The organism is Mycolicibacterium obuense (genome assembly GCF_055397605.1).
In genome coordinates, this window is record NZ_AP043663.1 from 5,112,698 (window position 1) to 5,135,009 (window position 22,312).

Annotated in this window: 26 protein-coding genes and 1 tRNA gene; 19 read left to right on the forward strand and 8 right to left on the reverse strand. The window is 68.3% G+C overall.

Going from position 1 to position 22,312, the window contains the following annotated elements; all coding sequences use genetic code 11:
* Positions 1 to 3 precede the first annotated feature (3 nt).
* Genes ACZ50N_RS24725 through ACZ50N_RS24780 form a run of 12 tightly spaced genes read left to right on the forward strand, consistent with a single transcriptional unit; the run spans position 4 to position 9,561 of the window.
* Entirely contained in the window at positions 4 to 621 is a 618-nt protein-coding gene (locus tag ACZ50N_RS24725) for a BMC domain-containing protein (RefSeq protein WP_046362946.1), read from the forward strand.
* Positions 618 to 1,112, forward strand: a complete 495-nt coding sequence (locus tag ACZ50N_RS24730) for a hypothetical protein (RefSeq protein ID WP_046362947.1) — start codon at positions 618 to 620, stop codon at positions 1,110 to 1,112. Before ACZ50N_RS24725 ends, ACZ50N_RS24730 begins: the two co-directional genes overlap by 4 nt.
* The gene (locus ACZ50N_RS24735; protein ID WP_046362948.1) at positions 1,109 to 1,354 is read left to right on the forward strand and encodes a EutN/CcmL family microcompartment protein; all 246 of its coding nucleotides are present in this window, start codon (positions 1,109 to 1,111) and stop codon (positions 1,352 to 1,354) included. The genes ACZ50N_RS24730 and ACZ50N_RS24735 overlap by 4 nt, the downstream gene beginning before the upstream one ends.
* Before the next feature lie 41 nt (positions 1,355 to 1,395).
* Positions 1,396 to 1,677, forward strand: coding sequence for a BMC domain-containing protein (locus ACZ50N_RS24740; RefSeq protein ID WP_024447241.1), 282 nt, complete (start codon positions 1,396 to 1,398; stop codon positions 1,675 to 1,677).
* A 9-nt stretch (positions 1,678 to 1,686) separates the two neighbouring features.
* Positions 1,687 to 2,340, forward strand: coding sequence for a microcompartment protein (locus ACZ50N_RS24745; protein ID WP_046362949.1), 654 nt, complete (start codon positions 1,687 to 1,689; stop codon positions 2,338 to 2,340).
* Positions 2,337 to 3,341 (forward strand): phosphotransferase enzyme family protein, encoded by a 1,005-nt coding sequence (locus ACZ50N_RS24750; protein WP_464474025.1) that lies wholly within the window; start codon positions 2,337 to 2,339, stop codon positions 3,339 to 3,341. The genes ACZ50N_RS24745 and ACZ50N_RS24750 overlap by 4 nt, the downstream gene beginning before the upstream one ends.
* A 17-nt stretch (positions 3,342 to 3,358) precedes the next feature.
* Positions 3,359 to 4,138: a 3-oxoacyl-ACP reductase FabG gene (gene fabG / locus ACZ50N_RS24755; protein WP_046362951.1), complete on the forward strand. Its 780-nt coding sequence runs from the start codon at positions 3,359 to 3,361 to the stop codon at positions 4,136 to 4,138.
* Positions 4,139 to 4,189: 51 nt separating this feature from the next.
* Complete coding sequence (locus ACZ50N_RS24760; protein ID WP_048422530.1) at positions 4,190 to 4,966, forward strand: GntR family transcriptional regulator; 777 nt, start codon at positions 4,190 to 4,192, stop codon at positions 4,964 to 4,966.
* A gap of 12 nt (positions 4,967 to 4,978) precedes the next feature.
* On the forward strand, positions 4,979 to 5,860 hold the full coding sequence (gluQRS, locus tag ACZ50N_RS24765) for a tRNA glutamyl-Q(34) synthetase GluQRS (RefSeq protein ID WP_464474026.1): 882 nt from the start codon (positions 4,979 to 4,981) through the stop codon (positions 5,858 to 5,860).
* Between the two features lie 45 nt (positions 5,861 to 5,905).
* Positions 5,906 to 7,393: an ABC transporter permease subunit gene (locus ACZ50N_RS24770; protein WP_464474027.1), complete on the forward strand. Its 1,488-nt coding sequence runs from the start codon at positions 5,906 to 5,908 to the stop codon at positions 7,391 to 7,393.
* A gap of 28 nt (positions 7,394 to 7,421) precedes the next feature.
* The gene (locus ACZ50N_RS24775; protein WP_464475705.1) at positions 7,422 to 8,177 is read left to right on the forward strand and encodes an amino acid ABC transporter ATP-binding protein; all 756 of its coding nucleotides are present in this window, start codon (positions 7,422 to 7,424) and stop codon (positions 8,175 to 8,177) included.
* A 22-nt stretch (positions 8,178 to 8,199) separates the two neighbouring features.
* Positions 8,200 to 9,561 (forward strand): flavin monoamine oxidase family protein, encoded by a 1,362-nt coding sequence (locus ACZ50N_RS24780; RefSeq protein WP_464474028.1) that lies wholly within the window; start codon positions 8,200 to 8,202, stop codon positions 9,559 to 9,561.
* Positions 9,562 to 9,567: 6 nt separating this feature from the next.
* Here the strand turns inward: ACZ50N_RS24780 and ACZ50N_RS24785 are convergent, their stop codons facing one another.
* Together ACZ50N_RS24785 and tgt are read right to left on the reverse strand one after the other, a co-directional pair.
* Positions 9,568 to 10,794: a cytochrome P450 gene (locus tag ACZ50N_RS24785; RefSeq protein WP_464474029.1), complete on the reverse strand. Its 1,227-nt coding sequence runs from the start codon at positions 10,792 to 10,794 to the stop codon at positions 9,568 to 9,570.
* On the reverse strand, positions 10,791 to 12,044 hold the full coding sequence (gene tgt, locus ACZ50N_RS24790; protein WP_464474030.1) for a tRNA guanosine(34) transglycosylase Tgt: 1,254 nt from the start codon (positions 12,042 to 12,044) through the stop codon (positions 10,791 to 10,793). Before tgt ends, ACZ50N_RS24785 begins: the two co-directional genes overlap by 4 nt.
* A gap of 25 nt (positions 12,045 to 12,069) precedes the next feature.
* Between tgt and ACZ50N_RS24795 the strand changes: the two genes are divergently transcribed.
* The 4 genes from ACZ50N_RS24795 (at position 12,070) to ACZ50N_RS24810 (ending at position 13,842) form a co-directional block, all read left to right on the forward strand.
* Positions 12,070 to 12,498 (forward strand): lipoprotein LpqH, encoded by a 429-nt coding sequence (locus tag ACZ50N_RS24795; RefSeq protein WP_046362957.1) that lies wholly within the window; start codon positions 12,070 to 12,072, stop codon positions 12,496 to 12,498.
* Between the two features lie 118 nt (positions 12,499 to 12,616).
* The gene (locus ACZ50N_RS24800; protein WP_464475706.1) at positions 12,617 to 13,078 is read left to right on the forward strand and encodes a lipoprotein LpqH; all 462 of its coding nucleotides are present in this window, start codon (positions 12,617 to 12,619) and stop codon (positions 13,076 to 13,078) included.
* Positions 13,079 to 13,157: 79 nt separating this feature from the next.
* Positions 13,158 to 13,529 (forward strand): hypothetical protein, encoded by a 372-nt coding sequence (locus ACZ50N_RS24805; RefSeq protein WP_046362959.1) that lies wholly within the window; start codon positions 13,158 to 13,160, stop codon positions 13,527 to 13,529.
* Between the two features lie 16 nt (positions 13,530 to 13,545).
* On the forward strand, positions 13,546 to 13,842 hold the full coding sequence (locus ACZ50N_RS24810; protein ID WP_464474031.1) for a hypothetical protein: 297 nt from the start codon (positions 13,546 to 13,548) through the stop codon (positions 13,840 to 13,842).
* 26 nt (positions 13,843 to 13,868) lie between these two features.
* Here the strand turns inward: ACZ50N_RS24810 and ACZ50N_RS24815 are convergent, their stop codons facing one another.
* Both ACZ50N_RS24815 and ACZ50N_RS24820 read right to left on the reverse strand, forming a co-directional pair.
* Positions 13,869 to 14,627 (reverse strand): DeoR/GlpR family DNA-binding transcription regulator, encoded by a 759-nt coding sequence (locus ACZ50N_RS24815; protein WP_046362986.1) that lies wholly within the window; start codon positions 14,625 to 14,627, stop codon positions 13,869 to 13,871.
* A 10-nt stretch (positions 14,628 to 14,637) separates the two neighbouring features.
* A complete protein-coding gene (locus ACZ50N_RS24820; protein WP_464474032.1) occupies positions 14,638 to 16,617 on the reverse strand; it encodes a PTS mannitol transporter subunit IICBA in 1,980 nt (659 codons plus the stop codon).
* 180 nt (positions 16,618 to 16,797) lie between these two features.
* Here ACZ50N_RS24820 and ACZ50N_RS24825 point away from each other — a divergent pair, with 180 nt between their 5' ends.
* From ACZ50N_RS24825 to ACZ50N_RS24835, 3 genes are all read left to right on the forward strand, one after another.
* Positions 16,798 to 17,883, forward strand: coding sequence for a zinc-dependent dehydrogenase (locus ACZ50N_RS24825; protein ID WP_464474033.1), 1,086 nt, complete (start codon positions 16,798 to 16,800; stop codon positions 17,881 to 17,883).
* A gap of 113 nt (positions 17,884 to 17,996) precedes the next feature.
* Positions 17,997 to 18,170, forward strand: a complete 174-nt coding sequence (locus ACZ50N_RS24830; protein WP_133414789.1) for a CsbD family protein — start codon at positions 17,997 to 17,999, stop codon at positions 18,168 to 18,170.
* A 172-nt stretch (positions 18,171 to 18,342) separates the two neighbouring features.
* Positions 18,343 to 19,398, forward strand: coding sequence for a hypothetical protein (locus tag ACZ50N_RS24835; RefSeq protein WP_464474034.1), 1,056 nt, complete (start codon positions 18,343 to 18,345; stop codon positions 19,396 to 19,398).
* Between the two features lie 6 nt (positions 19,399 to 19,404).
* On the opposite strand, the gene ACZ50N_RS24840 is transcribed toward ACZ50N_RS24835, so the two are convergent.
* The 4 genes from ACZ50N_RS24840 to ACZ50N_RS24855 all read right to left on the reverse strand — a co-directional run bounded on the left by ACZ50N_RS24840 (position 19,405) and on the right by ACZ50N_RS24855 (position 22,309).
* Entirely contained in the window at positions 19,405 to 21,087 is a 1,683-nt protein-coding gene (locus tag ACZ50N_RS24840) for an Ig-like domain-containing protein (RefSeq protein ID WP_464474035.1), read from the reverse strand.
* Between the two features lie 116 nt (positions 21,088 to 21,203).
* A tRNA-Ser gene (locus ACZ50N_RS24845) sits at positions 21,204 to 21,294 on the reverse strand.
* A gap of 44 nt (positions 21,295 to 21,338) precedes the next feature.
* Positions 21,339 to 21,788: a nucleoside deaminase gene (locus tag ACZ50N_RS24850; protein WP_046362965.1), complete on the reverse strand. Its 450-nt coding sequence runs from the start codon at positions 21,786 to 21,788 to the stop codon at positions 21,339 to 21,341.
* The gene (locus tag ACZ50N_RS24855) at positions 21,785 to 22,309 is read right to left on the reverse strand and encodes a tRNA adenosine deaminase-associated protein (protein WP_464474036.1); all 525 of its coding nucleotides are present in this window, start codon (positions 22,307 to 22,309) and stop codon (positions 21,785 to 21,787) included. Before ACZ50N_RS24855 ends, ACZ50N_RS24850 begins: the two co-directional genes overlap by 4 nt.
* Between the last annotated feature and the right edge of the window lie 3 nt (positions 22,310 to 22,312).

Genomic DNA, 22,312 nt, shown 5'->3' on the forward strand with positions numbered 1-22,312 from the left:
CCCGTGGCTGAACTGCGTTCGTTCATCTTCATCGATCGGCTCCAGCCGCAGACGATGTCGTACCTGGGTACCTGGATCAAAGGCGCCCTGCCGCGTGCCGGGGTGGCAGCCCAGATCATCGAGGTGGCACCGGGTCTGGACATCGAAGGTGTCACCGATGTCGCCCTCAAGCATGCCGAGGTCCAGGCCGGCGTGCTCGTCGTCGAGCGTCAGTTCGGCTACCTCGAGTTCCACGGCGACACCGACGCGGTGCAGTCCGCCGCCGACGCGGCGCTGGCCGAGCTGGGCCGCGACGGCGATGCAGGGACCGACGCCATCAAACCGCCTCAGATCCTGGCGTCGCGCATCATCTCCAGCATCGACTCCCAGCACGCATTCCTGATCAACCGCAACAAGATCGGGTCCATGGTGCTGGCCGGCGAGACCCTGTACGTGCTCGAGGTCGCGCCCGCGTCGTACGCGATCCTGGCCACCAATGAGGCCGAGAAGGCCGCCGACATCAAGGTCGTCGACTTCCGCATGATCGGTGCCACGGGCCGGGTCTACCTCTCCGGTAGCGAGTCCGACATCCGCCAGGCCGCAGCCGCCGCCGAAGAGGCCCTCGCCCGGAGCGTGCGATGAGCGTCGACCGGGATGCGTTGCGCCAGATGGTGCGCGAGGTGATCCGGGAGGCCATCGGCGACCTCAAGCCCGCGCCACCACCCCGCCCGGCTCAGCAGCCGTCAGCCCCACCGCCGGCCCCCCGCCCGCCCGAAGGCCCGGTGGCCACCGGTCCGCTGGCTGCCGACGAGCGGTCGCGGGTGGACACCGTGCGGATCGCCAACGACCGCGATCTCGACGCGTTCGTCCGGAACCTGTTGCGGCTGTTCGAGAATCCCAAGACCCGCGCGGACCTGCGGCACGGCCGGCTGTCCTTCCAGCTGGCAGGCACGCAACGCGGCGGCGCGGGCAGCAGCCGACGCATCGAGCGCGGCGCCGTCACCGAGCGGCAGATCGCCGACATCGCCGCATCCGGCTCATCCCTGGTCCTCGGCCCCAAGGCCGTGCTCACCCCGCTGGCCCGCGAACGCGCCCGTGCACTGGGCGTGACGATCCACAAGGAGCGAACATGATCCGTGGCACGGTCACCGGTCAGGTCTGGTCGACCCGACGCATCGACGGTCTCCCCGCCGGCGCCCTTCTCGAAGTCGAGGTCGACGGCTCCGGATCGCGGCTGATCGCCTTCGACGTCCTGGGCAGCGGAGTCGGCGAACACGTCCTGATCACCCAGGGCTCCGTGGCGGCGAGCTGGTTCACCGGCACGCCCCCGCCGGTCGACGCCCTGATCATCGGCTCCATCGACTCCAACGAATAGCCCGAACACCCGTCATCACCACCCACACAAAAGGAGAAACCATGGCCAGCAACGCGATCGGCATGATCGAGACCAAGGGCTTCGTCGCGGCGCTCGCCGCGGCGGACGCGATGGTCAAGGCCGCCAACGTGACCATCACCGACCGTCAGCAAGTCGGTGACGGCCTGGTCGCCGTGATCGTCACCGGCGAGGTGGGCGCGGTCAAGGCCGCGACCGAAGCCGGCGCCGAGGCCGCCTCTCAGGTCGGCGAGCTCATCAGCGTGCACGTGATCCCGCGCCCGCACAACGAGCTCGGCGCGCACTTCTCCGTCGCCGCGCAGTAACCTCACCCGATGGCCGCCACGGACGCACCGACACGGACCGACATCCGCGTCTACCTGCTCGTCGAAGATCTGCAGCAGCAGTTCGCCGCCTATCTCGGCACACCGACCCGGGCCAGGGGCTACCCGCCGTACGCCGGTGAGCACGCGCTCATCGTCGAGGTGTCGCCGGCTCTGGCGATCGAGCGGGTCATTGACCTCGCGCTGCGCGAGGTGCCGGGCATCCAGCCCGGAATCCTCTACGTGGAACGCCAGTTCGGCGTGCTGGAGATCCACTCGAGCGATCTGGCCGATGTCCGCCGGGCCGGTGAGGCGATCCTGAACGGAACGAAGAGTTCGGCGTCGGATCAGCTGCGTCCGCGGGTGCTCTACCACGACGTGATCGCCGACATCACCGACCAGCACGCGGTGATCCTCAACCGCAACCGACAGGCCTCGATGGTGCTGCCGGGCCAGTCGCTGCTCGTCTACGAGATGACACCGGCGCTGTTCGCCGCGGTGGCCGCCAACGAGGCAGAGCGCGCCGCGCCCGGCCTGACGCTGGTGGACGTGCAGATGATCGGCGCGGCGGGCCGCCTCTATATCAGCGGCAGCACAGATGACGTGGTGACCGCACGCGAGGCGATCACGACGGTGCTGCAGGGAATCGAGGGGCGGGACCATTGAGCGAGGACCTCGGCGGTGACCTCGGCGGTGATGAGGTCGTCGCACAGAAGGCACTGGAGGATTTCGACTTGCCGCCGGGCTCGGCGCTGCGTCTGCTGAACCTCTCGGAGAACGCCACATTCGCCGTCGAGGAGCCCGGCTGCGGGCACCGGTCGATTCTGCGGGTGCACCGCAAGAACTACCACCGTGCCGATCAGATCGAGTCCGAGCTGACGTGGCTGGATGCCCTGCGCCGCGACAGTGACATCACGGTACCGACGGTGGTCCCGACCCGTGACGGGCGTCGTGTCGTCACCGTCGAGCACGACGGTGCGCAGCGCCACGTCGTGCACTTCGAGATGGTGCCCGGCGCCGAACCCGACGAGAACACGCTCAGCAGAACGGATTTCCACACGCTTGGCTGTATCACCGCCGCGCTGCACGACCATGCTCGCAGCTGGCAGCGCCCCCCGGCGTTCAGCCGGTTCGCGTGGGACTGGGAGCACAGCCTGGGTGCCTCGCCGCGGTGGGGACGCTGGAGTGACGCGATCGGGGTCGGCGAACCCGAGGCAGAGGTCCTGGACCGGGCTGAGCAGCTGCTGGGCCGGCGGCTCGCCGAATACGGCACGGGCAGTGACACGTTCGGCCTGGTGCACGCCGATCTGCGGTTGGCCAACCTGCTGGTCGACGGCGACACCATCACGGTGATCGACTTCGATGACTGCGGATTCGGCTGGTATTTCTACGATTTCGGCACCGCCGTGTCATTCTTCGAAGACCACCCCTCGGTACCGGACTGGCAGGACGCCTGGGTCACCGGATACCGCACCCGCCGCGAGATGTCCGCCGCCGACGAGGACATGCTGGCATCGTTCGTCCTGCTGCGCCGGATGCTGCTGCTGGCCTGGATGGGCACGCACAGCCACTCCCGCGAGTCGCAGGCCATCTCCGTCACCTACGCCGCCGGCAGTTGCACCCTCGCCGAGAAGTATCTGTCCTCCGACGGTCACTCGCTGACCTGACATTCGAAAGGTTGTCCATGTTCACCTCCCTGCAGGGTCGTACCGCCATCGTGACCGGTGGCAGCAAGGGCATCGGCCGCGGCATCGTCGAGGTCTTCGCCCGCGCCGGCGTCAATGTCGTGCTCACCGCACGCACCCAGGCCGACATTGACCGAACCGTGGCCGATTTCGCCGATCTGCCGGGCACGGTGAGCGGCCTGACCGCCGATGTGACGAGTCCGCAGGACTGCCGCGCAGCAGTGGATGCCGCCGTCGAACGCCACGGTGGGCTCGACATCGTGTGTGCCAACGCGGGCATCTTCCCCTCGGCATCGCTGAGCGAGATGACCCCCGACGACCTCGACCAGGTGCTCGACACCAACGTCAAGGGCACCTTCTACATCGTGCAGGCGGCACTGGAGCCACTGACCGCCAGCGGCCACGGCCGCATCGTGCTCACCTCGTCGATCACGGGACCCATCACGGGTTTTCCCGGCTGGTCGCATTACGGCGCCAGCAAGGCCGCGCAGCTCGGCTTCCTCCGCACGGCGGCCATCGAGTTGGCGCGCAAGAAGATCACCGTCAACGCGGTGCTTCCCGGCAACATCCTGACCGAGGGCCTCGTCGAGATGGGTGAGCAGTACATGGACCAGATGAAGGCCGCCATCCCCACCGGCACGCTCGGCACCGTCGCCGACATCGGCAACGCCGCACTGTTCTTCGCCACCGACGAGGCCGCCTACATCACCGGCCAGACGCTGGTCGTCGACGGTGGACAGATCCTGCCCGAATCCGCAGAGGCGCTCGCCGACCTCTGAGTAGCACGTATCCTGATTTGGACGTACCAATTTCAGGCGTGAGGAGGCGCGGTGGCCACGCACAGCGAGGATCTGCGGCGCCGGATCGTGGCCGACATCAACGCCGGGGCGCCCGGCACCAAACTCGGCAGCGAACGTGAGCTCGCCGACCGCTACCGCACCAGCCGTTCCAGCCTGCGGCAGGTCCTCGCCGCACTGGAGGAGGCCGGTCTCGTCGATCGTGTCATCGGGCGCGCCGGCGGCATCTTCATCAGCCACGCCCAGGTGCAGCGCAGCCTCGGCGACGTCGTCGGCGTCCCCGCGTTCCTCGCCAGCCAGGGTTACGTCGCGGGTACCCGGGTGCTGTCCACCAAGATCTGCGCCGCCGACGCCACGTCGCAGAAGGCGCTGGGGCTGGCCGCCGACGACTTCGTCATCGAGATCCAGCGCGTGCGCCTGGCCGACGGATCGCCGATCTCTCTGGAATCGGCGCAATTTCCCGCGGACGCGTTTCCCGGTCTGCTCGAGCAGCAGCTCGGCGGCTCGCTCTACGAGATCCTGGAGAGCCAGTACGGTCTGGTGGCCGCCCGCGCCGACGAGCGCATCGAGGCGGTCAACGCCACCGGCGAAGAGGCCAACCTGCTGGGCATCAAGCCGAACTCGGCGCTGCTGCTCATCACCCGCATCACCTACGACCAGCACGACACCCCGTGCGAATTCTCCCGCGACCTGTTCCGCGGCGACCGCACCCGGCTCGCGGTCACCGCGCAGGGCCGGGGTGTCGGGGTCGCGCCCGCGGTGGCCGCGGCATCGGTCGCACTGCAGAGCCAGGACCGGCGCGCCGTCTGACACAGTGACACGGTGACCAGTCCCGGCGCCGGCAGATTCGCCCCGAGCCCGTCGGCCGACCTGCACCTGGGGAACCTCCGCACCGCGGTGCTGGCCTGGCTGTTCGCCCGCTCCACGGGGCGCCGGTTCCTGATGCGCGTCGAGGACCTCGACGATCGCACCCACACCGACATCGCCGACCGCCAGCTCGCCGACCTGGCCGCGATCGGCGTGACGTGGGACGGACCGGCCACCAGGCAGACCGATCACCCGGACCGCTACGACGCCGTCGTCGACGGTCTCGCCGCGCGGGGCCTGCTCTTCGAGTGCTACTGCAGCCGACGCGACATCGCGCAGGCGCCTCGCGCTCCACACGCCCCCGAGGGCGCATATCCGGGGACGTGCCGCGATCTCACCGCCGCCGAGCGGGCGCAGCGGCGTGCGGACACCGGGCGACCCCCGGCGCTGCGGTTGCGCACCGACACGACCACGGCGACGGTGCACGACCTGCTGCACGGCAACTACACGGGTCTGGTCGACGACTTCGTCGTGCGCCGCGGCGACGGGGTGCCCGCCTACAACCTCGCAGTCGTCGTCGACGACGCCGAGGCCGGAATCGACCAGGTGGTGCGCGGCGACGACCTGCTGCCCTCATCCCCCCGGCAGGCCTACCTCGCTCGACTCCTCGGCCACCCCGTACCGGTCTACGCCCATGTCCCGCTGGTGCTCAACGCCGACGGCGCCCGGTTGGCGAAGCGGGACGGCGCGGTCACACTCGCCGAGATCGGTGTCGAGCGGGCGCTGCGCCTGATCGCGGACTCTCTCGGATACACCGCGGCCACGGTGGACGGCATGCTCGACGAATTCGATCCGGCGCGTCTACCCCGCTCGCCGTGGGTATATCTGCCCGGGTGATCACAACCCTTCCGGTCGACGCACGGTGTTGCTAGCGTGCGGCCGATGCATCGACCACACCGCGCGCTGCTCGCGGTTCTGCTCCTCGCGGCGCTGATCCTCGCCGGGTGCGCCGGCTCCTCCGGGGGCGGCGACACGCCGATCGCGTCGGCCGGTGTGCTGCGGGTCGGGACGGAAGGCGTGTACGCCCCGTTCTCGTACCACGACGCCGCTACCGGCGAATTGGTCGGATACGACGTCGACGTGGCGCGGGCTGTCGGCGAGAAACTCGGCGTACGGGTCGAGTTCGTCGAGACTCCATGGGATTCGATGTTCGCCGCGCTGGAGGCCGACCGCTTCGACGTGGTCGCCAACGAGGTCACGATCAATCCCGAACGGCAGGCCAAATACGATCTCTCGCAGCCGTATTCAGTCGGCGAGGGCGTCATCGTCACCCGCGCGGACGACACCTCCATCACGTCGACCGCCGACCTGAAGGGTGAGGTGGCCGCCGAGAACGCCACCAGCAACTGGTCCGAGGTCGCCCGCAAGGCCGGCGCCCGGGTGGAATCGGTCGAGGGGTTCACCCAGGCCATCACCCTGCTCAGCCAGGGCCGCGTCGACGTCGTGATCAACGACAGCATCGCGGTCTACGCCTACCTGGCAGAGACCAAAGACGCCTCGGTGAAGATCGCAGGCACCGTGGGAGAGAAGAGCGAACAGGGCTTCGCCGCGCGCAAGGACAGCGGGCTGCTGCCTGAACTGAACACGGCGTTGGACCAGCTGCGCGCCGACGGCACGCTGGCCCAGATCTCGCAGAAGTACCTCAACGCCAACGCTTCCGGCGCGCCGGCCTCAGCCGATCAAGGGGCCGACGGCGCGCCGCAGGCACGGTCCGCCTGGCAGTTGGTTCGGGAGAACCTCTGGCCGCTGGCCCGGGCGGCACTGACGATGACGATCCCGCTGACCGTCATCAGCTTCGCTCTCGGGTTGGTGATCGCCCTCGCGGTGGCGCTGGCGCGGCTGTCGTCGAACGTGGTGGCCAGCAACGTGGCCCGGTTCTACATCTCGGTGATCCGCGGGACCCCGCTGCTGGTCCAGTTGTTCATCGTGTTCTTCGCCCTCCCCCAGTTCGGCGTCAAGATCGATCCGTTCCCCGCAGCGGTGATCGCGTTCTCGCTCAACGTCGGCGGGTACGCCGCCGAGATCATCCGGTCGGCGATCCAGAGCATCCCGAAGGGCCAGTGGGAGGCGGCGCAGACCATCGGCCTGGACTACACCGGCACCCTGCGGCGGATCATCCTGCCCCAGGCCACCCGCGTTGCGGTACCGCCGCTGTCGAACACGCTGATCTCCCTGGTGAAGGACACGTCGCTGGCGTCGACCATCCTGGTCACCGAACTGCTGCGGCAGGCGCAGATCATCGCGGCGCCGACGTTCGAGTTCTTCGCGCTCTACGGCACTGCCGCCGTCTACTACTGGGTGATCTGCCTGGTGCTGTCCTTCGGGCAAGCCAGAATCGAGCATCGACTGGAGAGATACGTGGCGAGATGACGAGCGCGTGCGCGAGGAGAAGAAGATGATGAGCGAAGACAGGATCGTCGCCACCGGCGTGCGGAAGTCGTTCGGCCCGCTGGAGGTGCTCAAGGACGTGTCGTTCACGGTGCCGCGCGGCTCGGCGACCACCGTCATCGGCCCCTCCGGATCGGGCAAGACCACGCTGCTGCGCACGCTCAATGCGCTCGACGCTCCCGACGCCGGCGTGGTCCGGGTCGGGGATGTCGAGGTCGACTTCAGCGCACCTGTGGCCAAGAACGTGCTCCGGGAGTACCGGGCCCAGAGCGGCTTGGTGTTCCAGTCGCACAACCTGTTTCCGCACAAGACGGTGCTGGAGAACGTCACCGAAGGTCCGGTCGTCGCGCAGAAGCGCCCGCGCGAGGAGGCGAACGCCGAGGCGGTGACGCTTCTCGAACAGGTCGGGCTGGCCGACAAGCGCGACCAGTACCCGTTCCAGCTCTCCGGCGGACAGCAGCAGCGGGTGGGGATCGCCCGCGCACTCGCCCTGAAACCGAAGGTGGTGCTGTTCGACGAACCCACCTCCGCGCTGGACCCAGAACTGGTCGGCGAGGTACTCGCGGTGATCCGGGATCTTGCTGTGGAGGGGTGGACCCTGGTGATCGTCACTCACGAGATCCAGTTCGCCAAGCAGGTTTCGGATCAGGTGCTGTTCACCGACGCCGGGGTGATCCTCGAGCAGGGCCCGCCTGCCGCGGTGATCGGCGACCCACAGCACGACCGCACCCGGCAGTTCCTGCAGCGAATTCTCAACCCGCTCTAGGTCACCGTGAGAGGCTGTCGGCATGGCAGCACTCGAGGCGGACGTCGTCATCGTCGGCGCGGGAATCTCCGGATTGATCGCGGCGCGCACAGTTCTCGCGGCCGGTCTGACCCCGCTGATCCTGGAGGCCGACGAGCGCGTCGGCGGTCGCGTCCTCACCGAAGAGGTGGCACCGGGCCTGCCCGTGGAGCTGGGGGCCCAGTGGATCGGTGACACCCACCATCGGATGTTCGCACTCGCCGCCGAACTCGGGGTGCAGACCTACCCACAGTACGACGAGGGTGAGACGACCTACGAGCTCGCCGGATCAGGGGTGTTGCGCGAGAACGAGTTCCACCGCCGATTCGGCGGAGAGCTCGCCGAGCTGGAGAAGGTGCTGCGCCTGCTCGACGAGCTCGCGGCCGAGGTGCCGCCCGAGGCGCCGTGGACGGCGCCGCACGCCGCGGAGTGGGATGCCATCACCGCCGGCGCGTGGTACGACGGCCAGGGGCTCTCCCCGGTCGCGCGCACCCTGCTGGAGATCTGCACGGTGGGAATCCTCGCGGTCCCGACCGTCGAGGTGTCGTTCCTGCATCTGCTCTTCACGATCCAGACGTGCGGTGTGACCGCCGAACTGTTCGCCGAATCCGAAGGTGGAGCGCAGACGACCCGCTTCGTCGGTGGTACCGCCGAGATCCCGAATCGGTTGGCGGCGCTGGCCGAAAGCCATCTGGTGCTCCAGGCTCCGGTGCAGCTGATCGAGCACACCGCCGACAGCGTCACCGTGCACTCCCGAGGAGGCCGGACCGCGCGGGCCCGCCGGGTGATCGTGGCGATCTCGCCGATGCTGGCCGGCCGGATCTCCTACGACCCGCCGCTGTCGGGCTACCGTGACCAGCTGACCCAGCGCATGCCGAATTCCGCTGCGATGAAAGCATTTTTCGTCTACGACGAGCCGTTCTGGCGTGCCGACGGCTGCAACGGCCAGCTGATCTCCGACATCGGACCCGCCCGCATGTCGAACGACACCTGCGTCCCCGGCGACGACCGCGGCGTGATCCTGCTGTTCCTGGAAGGCGAACAGGCGCGCACGCACCTGCGGTGGTCCGAGGAGGACCGGCGTGCGGCGCTGACGGCCGAGCTGGTCCGCCACTACGGTGACCGCGCGGCGCACCCCCAGCTCTACATCGACGGCGAATGGGGCAGCCGGCAGTGGACGCGCGGCTGCTACAACGCCAACTGCGGACCGCTCGTGTGGACCACCTACGGGCCGGCTCTCGCCGAGCCGATCGGCGTGATCCACTGGGCCTCGACCGACACCGCGACGCACTGGAGCGCCTACATGGAGGGTGCGGTGGAAGCGGGCGAGCGCGCGGCCGGCGAGGTCATCGCGGCGCTCAGTTAGCCTGCCTCACAACGTGATCGACAGGTCCTCCATGCCGCGCAGGGTGACGTTCGGCTTGTAGGCCGGCTCGGCGGCCAGGCGCGCGTCCGGGAACCGGGCCGTCAGCGCGGTCAGCGCCACGGTGGCCTCCAGCCGCGCGAGCGGAGCACCGAGGCAGAAATGCGGGCCCTTGCCGAACCCGAGATGACGGATCACCGGGCGGTCGGGATCGAACTCGTCGGCCCGGTCCGTCGCGGCCGGATCGCGATGCGCGGCAGCCAGCAGGAGCAGCATGTTGTCACCCTTCGGCACGCGCACCGAGCCGATCGTCATGTCCTCCCCCGCGACCCGGCCGATCAGCTGCACGGGCGGGTCGTAGCGCAGCGTCTCCTCGATCACCGCGCCGGCGCGGCCCGGGTCGCGGCGCAGCGCAGCCCACTGCCCGGGGTGACGCAGCAGCGCCAGCGTCGCGTTGGCGATCAGGTTCACCGTGGTCTCGTGTCCGGCGATCAGCAGGAGATTGCACGTCGCGACGATCTCGTCCTCGGTGAGCACGTCGCCGGACTCTTCGACCTCGACCAGCGCCGACATCAGATCCTCGCCCGGTTCGCGGCGTCGGTCGGCGATCAACCCGCGCAGGTACTCCCGCAGCCACCGGCCGGCCTGCAACCGCTCCTCGACACCGTCACCGGCGGCGCCGGTGATGGACACGAACGGGTCCAGCCCCTGGGCGAGCAGCGCCGAGGCGTCGCGGAAGCGTGGCTCGTCGGCGACGGGCACCCCGAGCAGCCGGCAGATCACTGCGACCGGGAGCGGATGAGCCAGACCGGCGATCGCGTCGAAGGTGCTCGCCGCGTCGTCGAGCAGATGGTCCACCATGCTGGTGATGTCGGGTTCCAGCGCGCGCACCACCTTGGGCACGAACGCCTTGCTGACCAGCCGACGCAGCCGCGTGTGATCGGGCGGATCGAGGAACAGGAAGCCGGGCGGCCCCAGGGGGCGCGCCGGGGCGCCGTCGGCGATCGCGCGCTGCGCAACCGTGGATTTCAACCGGTCACTGCAGGCGGCGGGATGGCGCAACACCTCGTCGCAGTCGGCGTACGACGAGAACACCGCGAGGTTGTGGCCGGGCAGCAGCAGCGGGCCGTGGTCGCGCAACGCGGCGTAGAGCGGATAGGGATCGGCGCGGTGGGCGGGGTCGAGGAGTTCGCGCAGCAAGACGTCCGGCGACTGTTCGGTCCTCCCTGGGGTCATGCCCTATTGTGCGCGCGCCCGTAGTACCGGCCCAGCACGTGCTCGCGCAGCTCGTCGAACCGGCCCGCGAGGATCGCCGCGCGCATGTCGTCGACCAGCCGGACCACGAAACGCTCGTTGTGGATCGTCGCCAGCGTCGACGCGAGGATCTCCTTGGCCTTGAACAGGTGACGAAGGTAGGCCCGGGTGTAGTGCGCACAGGTGTAGCAGTCGCACTCGGCGTCGAGCGGGGTGAAGTCGCGGCGATACCGGGACCCGGTGATGTTGTAGCGGCCGTCCGCCGAGTAGATCGCCGCGTTCCGGGCCACCCGCGAGGGCGAGACGCAGTCGAACGTGTCCGCGCCGGCCTCCACCGCTGCGAACAGGTCGTCGGGTTCGCTGATGCCGAGCAGGTGCCGTGGCTTGTCGTCGGGCAGTTCGCTGGTGACCCAGCCGACGATCGTGGCGAGGTTCTGCTTCTCCAGCGCGCCACCGATTCCGTAGCCGTCGAACCCGGCACCGTCGTCGTCGACGATCTCGGTCAGCCCCCGCGCGGCCTGGCGGCGCAGATCCTCGTACTGGGCGCCCTGCACCACGCCGAACAGCGCCTGCCGCGGCTTGTGGGCGCGCACCTGGGTCAACCGGCGGTGTTCGACCAGGCAGCGCTGCGCCCAGCGGTGCGTGCGCTCGACCGACTGCTCCTGATAGCCGCGGGTGTTCACCAGCGTGGTCAGCTCGTCGAACGCGAAGATGATGTCGGCGCCGAGCTGATGCTGGATACCGATCGACACCTCCGGGGTGAAGCGATGCATCGAACCGTTGAGATGCGAGCGGAACGTGACACCGTCGTCGTCGACGTGGGCGAGCCGCTGCTTTCCCTCGGCGATGATGTCGTCGGTCTGGACCCGGGTGGTGTCCATCGCGAGCACTTTCTTGAACCCGACGCCCAGCGACATCACCTGGAAACCACCGCTGTCGGTGAACGTGGGGCCCGGCCAGTTCATGAACGCGCCCAAGCCGCCGGCCTCGTCGACGATGTCGGCGCCGGGTTGCAGGTAGAGGTGGTAGGCGTTGGCCAGGATCGCCTGCGCACCAAGGTCTTTCATGGTCTCGGGCAGGACCGCCTTGACGGTGGCCTGGGTGCCGACCGCGATGAACGCCGGGGTGCGTATCTCACCGTGCGGAGTGTGGATGACACCGGCGCGACCCCGCCGTCCCGGCAACTCCGCGTCGACGCAGAAAAACGGATCGCGGGTGTCAGGGGGCGGCACGGACGTAGATTCTTCCACTGTGAGGATGCGAGGCGCGTGGGCCGGTGTGGCGGCGACGGTCCTGGCCGGATGTTCGTCGGCCCCGCCACCCTACGAGCCGCCACCGGGCCAGCTGGTCGCCGGCACCGCACAGCTCACCGTCAACGGCCAGGACCTCGGCAGCACGGAGTCCGTGCGCTGCACACCGGCGGGGCCACTCATGACGATCGAGACCGGTGACGGCACGAGCGGCGCCTCGGCGCTCGTGTCCGCAGCCGAGGGTCTGAGCGTGCGCCAGGTCGGCATCAACGATCTCGGCGGATTCACCGGCAGCTACAACGCGGGGCTCGGGGGTGAGGCCTCGGTCAGCATGACAGGCCGCACCTACGAGATCACCGGCACGGCGGACGGCTTCGCCACCGACAACCCGAGCTTCCGCACGTCAGGCACGTTCACCATCGCCGTCTCCTGTTGACAGGCCCGATCGCGTACCGGTCACTTTTTCGTAATTTGGCTAATCCGCCGCGGCTCGGCACCCATACTGACCGCGGTGATCCAGCGGCGGATCGCCACTACACGAAGGAGAACCCGTGATGAAGCGTGAAATCCTGGTCGCCGTCGGCGGCGCAGCGGTCCTCATCGCCGGCCTGTCAGGCTGTTCCTCCGAGAAGAAGTCCGAGACATCAGGAGAGACCTCGTCCGTCGCGGCGGCGCAGGGCAAGTCCACCGTCACCATCGACGGCAAGGACCAGGCGATCGAGGGCAACGTGGTCTGCACCGATGCGGGCGGCAACACCAACATCGCGATCGGCAACGCGACCGGTGGCCTCGGCGCGGTCGTGACCGCCGGTGACAGCCCCTCGGTGGTATCGGTGGGACTGGGCAACGTCAACGGCGTCTCACTGACCTACGCGAGCGCTGCGGGTCAGGGTGAGGCCAAGGTCGAGAAGGACGACAAGACCTACAAGATCTCCGGCACCGCCACGGGCGTCGACATGGCCAACCCGCTGCAACCGGTCAGCAAGCCGTTCGAGATCGAGGTCACCTGTCCCTGACTCATCGGAGCGCGCTATATCCGGCCAATGCCGGCAAACCCCGCTCGGGAGTACGGGCGGACCACTTAGGCTGCAGGGCATGAAAGGTCTGCTCGCCCTTGCCGGTGGTCTGCTCGTCGCTCCTGTGCTGGGGCTCGGCGCTGGAAACGCCACGGCGTCGCCGGGCGCCTGCGACAACGCCGCATGCGTCCCGTACGTGGACCGCGGGGTGCATGTCGGCGGTGAATGCAACCAGACCACCCGCTACAACTTCGGCCTCGACGCCAGCGGCAACACACTGGCGTGCAGTTCGAAGCGCATGTGGGTGTCGTTCCCGCCACTGGTCGGTGTCAAGCTGCTGCGCTCGCCGTGCGGCGACTCGACGGGGGTGGCCCAGTCACCCGACGGCGTGCCGTTGAAGTGCGCCGGCGGCGCGTGGTCCGCCGATTACTCGGTGATGTTCTACGGCTGAGGCAGACTCCTCTGTCATGGACCGCAACGGCGATTACGACGACGCAGCACCCGACAACACCCTCGGGCCGAGTGAGTCCCTGGATTCCGACGAGGTGCGCAACGACGACGGCGACATCGTCGTCGATCCGCCCGACCAGTGGATCGAGGCGGAGGACGACGAGAGCCTGGACGAGCGCCTCGCCGCCGAGGAGCCCGACGTGCTGCCCCCGGGCGATCCCGAGGTGCGGACCGACCGTCGTGACCTCGGTCAGATCGACGGGACACCCGAGGACGGTGACTCGTTCTACACCGTCGTCGACGACGACGAATGATCAAGCGCGTGGACAACGACGAATGATCAGGCGCGGATCACCACCGGACCGAGAGCCTCGTAGCGGCGGGCGATCGCTGTGTCGAGTTCGGCTCCGCTGACGATCGATTCGAAGTCCGACACCTTCGCGAAGCGGCAGAAGCTGCTCTCACCGAACTTCGAGTGTGCCGCCACCAGGATGGGCCGTCGGGCCACCTGCACCGCGGTGCTCTTCACGGCGGCCACCGCCGGGTCGGGTGTCGTCAACCCGTGCTCGAGCGAGATTCCGTTGGTGCCCAGGAAAGCCACGTCGATCACCAGGCCGGAGAGCATGTCCACGGCCCAGTGATCCACGGTGGCCAGGGTCCTGCCTCGCATCCGACCGCCGAGCAGCAACACGGTGACGGTGCTGCTGTGAGCCAGCGCCTCGGCGACGAGCAGTGACGACGTCACCACCGTCAGCTCCTTCTCGGCCAACCGCTCGGCGATCAGACGGGGCGTGAAACCCTCGTCCAGATAGACGGTTTCGGCACCGTGCAGCAGTTCGCTGGCCGCGATGGCCATGCGGTGCTTCTGCGCGGAATCGACTTGGCTGCGGTATTCGACACCGGACTCGAAGGACGCCGTCTCCAGCGGCACCGCGCCGCCGTGCACCCGCTTGAGCAGCCGGCGACCGGCGAGCACCTTGAGATCCCGGCGGATGGTCTCGCTCGCGACGTCGAGTTCTGTCGCGAGCGAGGCCACCTCGACCCGGCCACGGGTGCGGGCGAACTCGACGATCCTGCTCTGGCGGGTGTCGGAATCCACCGACGTCACGCTAGTCGGCTGAAGTCAGGATCGCCTTGATCTCCTCGGCCGTCGTGGCCTCCCGCAGCCGGGCGACGTCGTCGGCTTTGAGGAACACCTGCGCGATCTTCGTCAGCAGCGCCATGTGATCCTTTCCGGCCCCGGCGATCCCGACCACGAACTCGGCCGGCTTACCGTTCCAGTCGATCGGCTCGGGGTAGCGCACGAACGACAGCCCGGTGCGCCGGATGGCGTCCTTGGCCTCGTTGGTGCCGTGGGGAATCGCCAGACCGTTGCCCATGTAGGTCGAGATCGAGCTCTCCCGGTCGTGCATCGCGGTCACGTAGGCCTGCTCGACTGCACCTGCGGCGACCAGCAATTGGCCTGCTTCGTCGATGGCGTCGGCTGCGCTGCGGGCCGAGCCCGCGAGCACGATCGACTCCAGGGAAAGGACGTCGCCGTCGGTGGCCGGCGCGGGCTCGTCGGGTACCGGTGTCGCGTCGGCGCCCGCTGCCCCGTTCGTCTCGGCCAGTGTGCCGACGATCTCGTCGTAGCGGGGGCTGGCCATGAAATCGTCGACGGAGACGTGCAGGGCCGACGGCGTGCGCTGGCGTGCCCGATCGGTCAGATCGCGATGAGACACGACGAGGTCGTAAGTGTCGGTCAGATTGGAGATCGCCGCGTTCGACACCTTCACATCACCGAAGCCCGCACTCTGGATCTTTCTGCGCAGCACCGACGCACCCATGGCCGACGAGCCCATGCCGGCATCGCAGGCGAAGACGATGGCGTGGATGGGTCCCGCTTTGGTCGCGACCCCGCCGGTGAGAGCCGACGCGATGCTGGACTTCTTGCCCTTCATCGACTCCATGCTGGCCGTCGCGGCCGCCAGGTCGGGCTCGTCGGTGTCCTTGTCGGTCTTCAGCAGGAACGCGGCGACCGCGAACGACACCGCGGTGGCGCCCAGCACGGCCAGCGTCACGCCGACGAAGCTGTTGCCCGGCGTCTGGGCGTAGATCGCGATGATGGATCCCGGTGCAGCCGGTGCGCGCAGCCCCGAGCCGAACAACACATTGATGAACACACCGGTCATGCCGCCGAGGATGGTGGCGGCGAGGAGCTTGGGCTTCATCAGCACGTACGGGAAGTAGATCTCGTGGATGCCGCCGAAGAACTGGATGATCGCCGCACCGGGGGCAGAGGCCCGCGCCGCACCGCGGCCGAAGAACATGAACGCCAACAGCACACCGAGCCCGGGGCCGGGGTTGGTCTCCAGCAGGAACAGGATGGACTTGCCGGTCTCCAGGGCCTGCGTGGTGCCCAGCGGGGTCAGCACGCCGTGGTTGATCGCGTTGTTCAGGAACAGCACCTTCGCCGGTTCGATCAGCAGCGAGGTGAGCGGAAGCAGGTCGTTGTCGACGAGGAAGTTCACGGCGTTGCCGGCGCCGCGGGTGAACGCCGAGACGATCGGGCCGACACCGAAGAACCCGAGGATCGCCAGCAGCATGCCGAGGATGCCGGCGGAGAAGTTGTCGACCAGCATCTCGAACCCGGGGCGGACCTTGCCTTCCCACAGAGCGTCGAGCTTCTTCATGCACCAGCCACCGAGCGGGCCCATGAGCATGGCGCCCATGAACATCGGCACGTCGGCACCGGTCACCACGCCGATCGTGGCGATGGCGCCGACGACCGCGCCGCGGTTGCCGTGCACCATCCGGCCGCCGGTGTAGCCGATCAGGATCGGCAGCAGGTAGGTGATCATCGGGCCGACGATGCCGCCGCCGTCATAGGAGCCCCAGCCACCGATGTGGGCCACCCAGCCGTCGGGGTTCTTCAACGCGGAGAAGATGCCCTGCAGCCAGCCCTGCTCGATGAACAGTGCGGTGATCAGGCCCCACGCGATGAACGCGCCGATGTTGGGCATGACCATGTTGGACAGGGCCGTGCCGAATTTCTGGACGCGTACCCGGGCCCCGACACGGGGCGGTGTGTCCTGGGTTGCTGTTGACATGGAGCTCCTCCGATTCTCGCCGGTGACGCCGGTCACATCGTCCAGTAGACCTCACAAACGGGCATGTGCGCAAGCACTCGGGCACATTCGGTCAGAATATGTGGTGGTTTTATGCCCGTATGGCGGATAGAGTGCTGAAGAGCACACCAGCGAGCATGTCGCCGACGAGAGGACACCACGATGAAGGCACTGCGCTTCTACGCCCCCGAAGACGTCCGACTGGAAGACGTGCCGGAACCCGACTGCGCACCCGACGAGGTCAAGCTGCGCGTGCGCAACTGTTCGACCTGCGGCACCGACGTCAAGATCTTCTACAACGGCCACCAGAACCTGACGCCCCCGCGCACCATCGGACACGAGATCGCCGGTGAGATCGTCGAGGTGGGTTCAGAGGTGAACGCCACCTACGGCAGCAGTTGGGAGGTCGGCGACCGCGTGCAGGTCATCGCGGCGGTGCCGTGCGGTGAATGCTACGAGTGCCGCAAGGGCTGGATGGCGGTGTGCCAGAACCAGACGTCGATGGGCTACCAGTACGACGGCGGCTTCGCCGAATACATGATCGTGCCGCGCCAGGTGCTCAAAGTCGATGGCCTGAACCGCATTCCGGACAACGTCGGCTTCGACGAAGCCTCGGCCGCAGAACCGTTCGCCTGCGCGATCAACGCCCAAGAGCTGCTCGGTATCGAAGAGGGCGACACCGTGGTGGTCTTCGGCGCGGGGCCCATCGGCTGCATGCACATCCGCATCGCCCGCGGCGTGCACAACTGCGGCCCGGTGTACCTGGTCGACGTCAACGCCGCCCGACTTCAGATGTCGGCCGATGCGGTCGGTCCCGACGAGATCATCAACGGTGCCGAGGTCGACGTCGTCGAGCGCGTCATGGAGCTCACCGGTGGCCGCGGAGCCAACGTGGTGATCACCGCGACCGCCGCCAATGTTGCTCAGGAGCAAGCTATCTCGATGGCCGCCCGCAACGGCCGGATCTCGTTCTTCGGCGGCCTGCCGAAGACCGACCCGACGATCACCTGCGACTCGAACCTGGTCCACTATCGACAGCTGCACATCCACGGCGCCAATGGGTCGGCGCCCGAGCACAACAAGCGGGCGTTGGAGTACATCTCCACCGGGCAGGTGCCGGTCAAGGACCTCATCACCCGTCACATCCCGCTCGACGACGTGCTCGACGCCTTCCAGATCGTCAAGAACGGTGAAGCGATCAAGGTGACGGTGGAGCCTGCACCCGCCGAGGTGCCCGCCGCCGTGTGACGCGGTCGGCAAGATCGACTCATGACGGCGTGTTTCAAACTCGGACCGTTCAGGTACTCCCCTCGCAACGGCCCGACCTACGGGCTGAACACCAGAGCGAAGGGACCACTCACATGGGCGCCGACGACAAGGCCAGCAACAAGATCGACGACCTCGGCGGCAAGGCCAAGGAAGGCTTCGGCAAGCTCACTGGCGACAAGAGCACCGAGAACGAGGGCAAGGTGGACCAGGCCAAGTCCAGCCTCAAGGACGCCGTCGAAAACGTGAAGGACGCCTTCAAGAAGTAGGCGCAATTCGTCGAAGGGCCCGTCACCCCCGCGGTGGCGGGCCTTTTGCATGGAACCGATGGCTATCATCGCCGACTTTGCTGTGAACTTCATGATCAGCCCATAGACTCGCGGGCGGCCGACTGCGCCGCGCACGTCGCGCGCCGCCGCCGGGGGGACGAGGGGTACGGCCATGGGACGGCACAGTGCGACCTGCGTTGCTGCGCAGCAACGGGCTTCGCGACACGGATCACAGGCGCGCATCGGACGTGTCGGGCTGCTCGCCGTCACGCTCGGCGTCGGCGCCGCCGTCGCCGGCGGCACAGCGGTCGCCCACGCTGATGATTCCGTGGGCAACGACCGGGGCACCGCGGCTACCAGGTCGGTGGCCTCGACGATTAGCGCGACGGCGGTCGACGCCGGGCCGTCGGTCCGTGTATCCAGGCGCGCCGGGAAGAAGGCTTCGGTGGACACCGCGGTAGCCGATACCTCGGTAGCCGACGGGCCGACGAGCCGGCCTCGTTCGGTCCGGAAGAACGCTCGGCCCGTGCTCGCACTACTCGAGGTCGTGCGGCAGGAGTTCGAGACCGCCGCCGATCGCCGGGCCGAGCGCGCGGCCGCCACGACCGACGTCGAGCCGGTCACACCGGCGCCGACCGACCAGGTGAGCACGCAGTACGGCAGCATCGGCAAGTGGATGGTCGAGCCCAGCGGTCAGATCTCGGACTACGGCGGCCAACGCGAGGACGGCAAGAGCCTGCTCGAGCCGGTCAACATCGTCATCGTGGACACCAAGTCCACGAACGCTTTTCAGGCCAGGCTCCGGCTGAACAGGGCAATGCGCGCGTCGGGCTTCCCGCCGCAGCCCATCCACACGGGCGGCTTCCGCGGCATCATCAACGGCAAGGCATATCGCCAGCAGCCGAGCGGTCTTCTGCAGGGCTATTCGGACAACGTCTTCTTCGAGACCAACAACCATGGCCGGATCTTCGGCCCCGCGCCGGTGGCCACGCCCGGAGGCTACGTGTGGAGCGGGACGTTCAGCGAGGAGGAGTGGGGCACCTACCAGGGGCGCCCCGCGCATCTCTACGTCTCGTCGAACGTCGCCCGTGACGCGCTGGCCGCGAAGATGGTCGCCAGCGGGCGGGCCACTTGCGCCGGGCAGATCGCGCTCGACAACGCCTACAACACCGACACGGTCACCACCGGTGACCACGATGGCCACGCCGCGGTTCTGATCCTGACGTAGCAGCGGTCACAGGTTCACGGCTGCGGCGGAGAACACCGACGGCGCCGGCGACACCACCGTGTATCCGAGGTCGCGCAGGATGGCCGACTCCACGGGACTCAGTACGCGCAGCGTCTTGCCGTTCGGTGCGACCGGTCCCATCAACTTCGCGTCCGGCCCGCTGTAGGGGAATGTCGACAGCCGCAGGTGCGACAGCGAAAGGGATTGCAGCGGAACGGGTCCGCCGTAGGCAGCTACCGCGTTCGCACCGCCGAAGAAGAGACCGCCGTTGGCACCCGACAGGTTGGCGGCGTAGGCGCTGGTGAAGCGGCCTCGACTGCTGATGACTCGGGTTCCGTTCGCATCGACGATGAACTTGTCATAGGTCAGCCAGGATCTCCGGCTGGTCTGCCCGCCGTCCAGGAGGGCTTGGTAGCCGAGGCTGTGCAGGAGTTCGTGCATCACCACGGTCTGGAAGTCGACTTCGTTGACCGCCGGTGAATCGTCATACGAGTAGTACGGGTACGAGAAATTGACCAGCATGTTGCCGTCGGCGGCGCTGCGGTTCGCGTCGGTGTGGAACCGCGACGTGACCTTCGTGATCATGGCGTTGGAGAAGGCCGGCCGACTGGGGACGCCGAAATTCGTGCCGCCCGTCGCCAAATACGTTGCCGACGAATTGTTTTCGCCGGTGACGTGGTAGGTCAGCGTGACCGGGCTCGATGTGGCGATGTACTCCGACAGACGGTTGGCCGCCGCCTGCAGTGCCGCCTTGGCCTGCGGCGCCCAGTACTGCGCGCCATTGCCGTAGGTGAACTGGAACACGATGTCGTCGACTGCGGCCACGGTCAGCGTGACGACCGCGACGTTGCTCGCCGCAGCGCCGTCGGATGCGCTGTAGCTGAACGTATCGACGCCGTGATAGTTGGTGGTCGGCGTGTAGACGAACGCGCCGTTGGAGCTCAGCGCCACCACCCCGTAGGACGGCCCGGCCACCACGGTGGCGACCAACGCGGTGCCGTCGGCGTCGGTGTCGTTGTCCAAGACATTGCCCTTGATGGTCTTGTCTTCGAGGCCGGCGTAGACGTCGCCGGTGGCGACGGGGGCATTGTTCACGGCCGCCAGCGCGGCTGCGCTCACGGAATCCTGATCGTGCATCTGGCGGCGCACCCAGGCCACCAGGCCCCACAGCAACGGGGTTTCGGGCTGCGTGCCGTGCCCCGAACGCGAGGCGACGGCATCACTGACGGCACGCAGGACCGTGCGGACGATCGGCATCCGCGTCGGTGCGGCCGTCTCGATTCGGGCCACCGGTTCAGCGGCGATCGGGCGCTCGGCCACCGGCTCGGCCTGGCGGGTGGCAGTCGGCGCCGCCTGGGCCCGCACGGGCTCGACGCGGTCTTCGGTCGGCTCCGCATCGATCGCCCGTTCGCTCGCTCGCACGCGGCGCTTCGACACCTGAGGCTCGCCCTCGGCTCGGTGGGCCCTCCTGGTCTTGCGTCGTTCGGTCGCCGACTTGTCCCTCGATGTGTCGTGCGCCGCGGTCGGTCGCTCGACCGCACGCTGACCGCTGTCGAGGGCCGACGTCGTCTCCCCGGCCGCGTCGCCCGTGTCAGCCCACGCAACCGCCGGTGCGCCGGTGACGGCCAATCCGATCCCGAGAACGACGGCCAACGCCCCGACCCGGCCAACCCAGGCGGAATGCCCCATCGCTACCCCCGATATCTCGCGAACTGCCTGACGAGCCCCCATATTGACGGGAGGGTAACAGCGCGGGAAGCGCAGAAAAGAAAAAGCCCCGCGTCTGGATCGCAGACTCGGGGCTTTGGCGGTGGCGGAGGGATTTGAACCCTCGGACGGGGGTTACCCGTCACACGCTTTCGAGGCGTGCTCCTTAGGCCGCTCGGACACGCCACCGTGTGGCAGCTTACCGAGCAAGCGCCCACGACCCAAACCGGCTGTCAGCGCTGGCCGGCGAAGAACTCCTCGAGCGGCGCCGCGCACAACTCGGCGAGCACGCCGCCACGGACCTGCGGCCGGTGCGTGAGCCTACGATCGCGCACCACATCCCACAGCGAGCCGACCGCCCCGGTCTTGGGCTCCCACGCGCCGAACACCACCCGCGCCACCCGCGCCATCACCAGCGCGCCCGCGCACATCGTGCACGGCTCGACGGTGACCGCCAGCGTCGCACCCTCGAGCCGCCACCCGTCGCCGTGCACCGCGGCCGCGGCACGCAGCGCGAGGATCTCCGCGTGTGCGGTCGGATCACCCAGCTCTTCGCGCGCATTGGCCGCCCGGGCGAGCTCCGTGCCGTCGGCAGCCACGACCACCGCGCCGATCGGCACGTCGCGCGGCCCCGCCGCAGCGGCGGCGGCCAGGGCAGCCTGGATCAGCTGCTCGTCGGTCACCGGCCCAATCGGTCCAGCACGGCGGCCAGCTCGTCGGCGAAACCCATCTCCCGCGCGATCCGGCCGACCTGCTCGTCGGCGTAGAGGTCGTCGCTCTCGTCGAGGATCACACCCATCACGGCTTCGGGCAGGCCGATGTCGGACAGCAGGCCGATGTCACCCTCTTCGAACGGGTCGGCGCTCTCGAGTTCGTCGTCGTCGAAGTCCGCGTCGAGCTTCTCCAGCACCTCGGCGGCGATGTCGTAGTCCAGCGCCGCGGTCGCGTCGGACAGCAGCAGACGGGCGCCCGACGGTGCGGGGCGCACGATCACGAAGAACTCGTCGTCGATGTCCAGGATCCCGAAAACAGCACCCGCGCTGCGTAACTCACGCAGCTCCGTCTCGGCGGCGGACAGGCTGGTCAGCGCGCCCGCGCCCAACGCGGTGCACCGCCACTTACCCTCTTCACGCACCACCGCCACGCCGAAGCCGTCCGGTTCGTCGACCGAACGCTCCTGAGCCTGTGCACGCTGCGCTGCCATGAG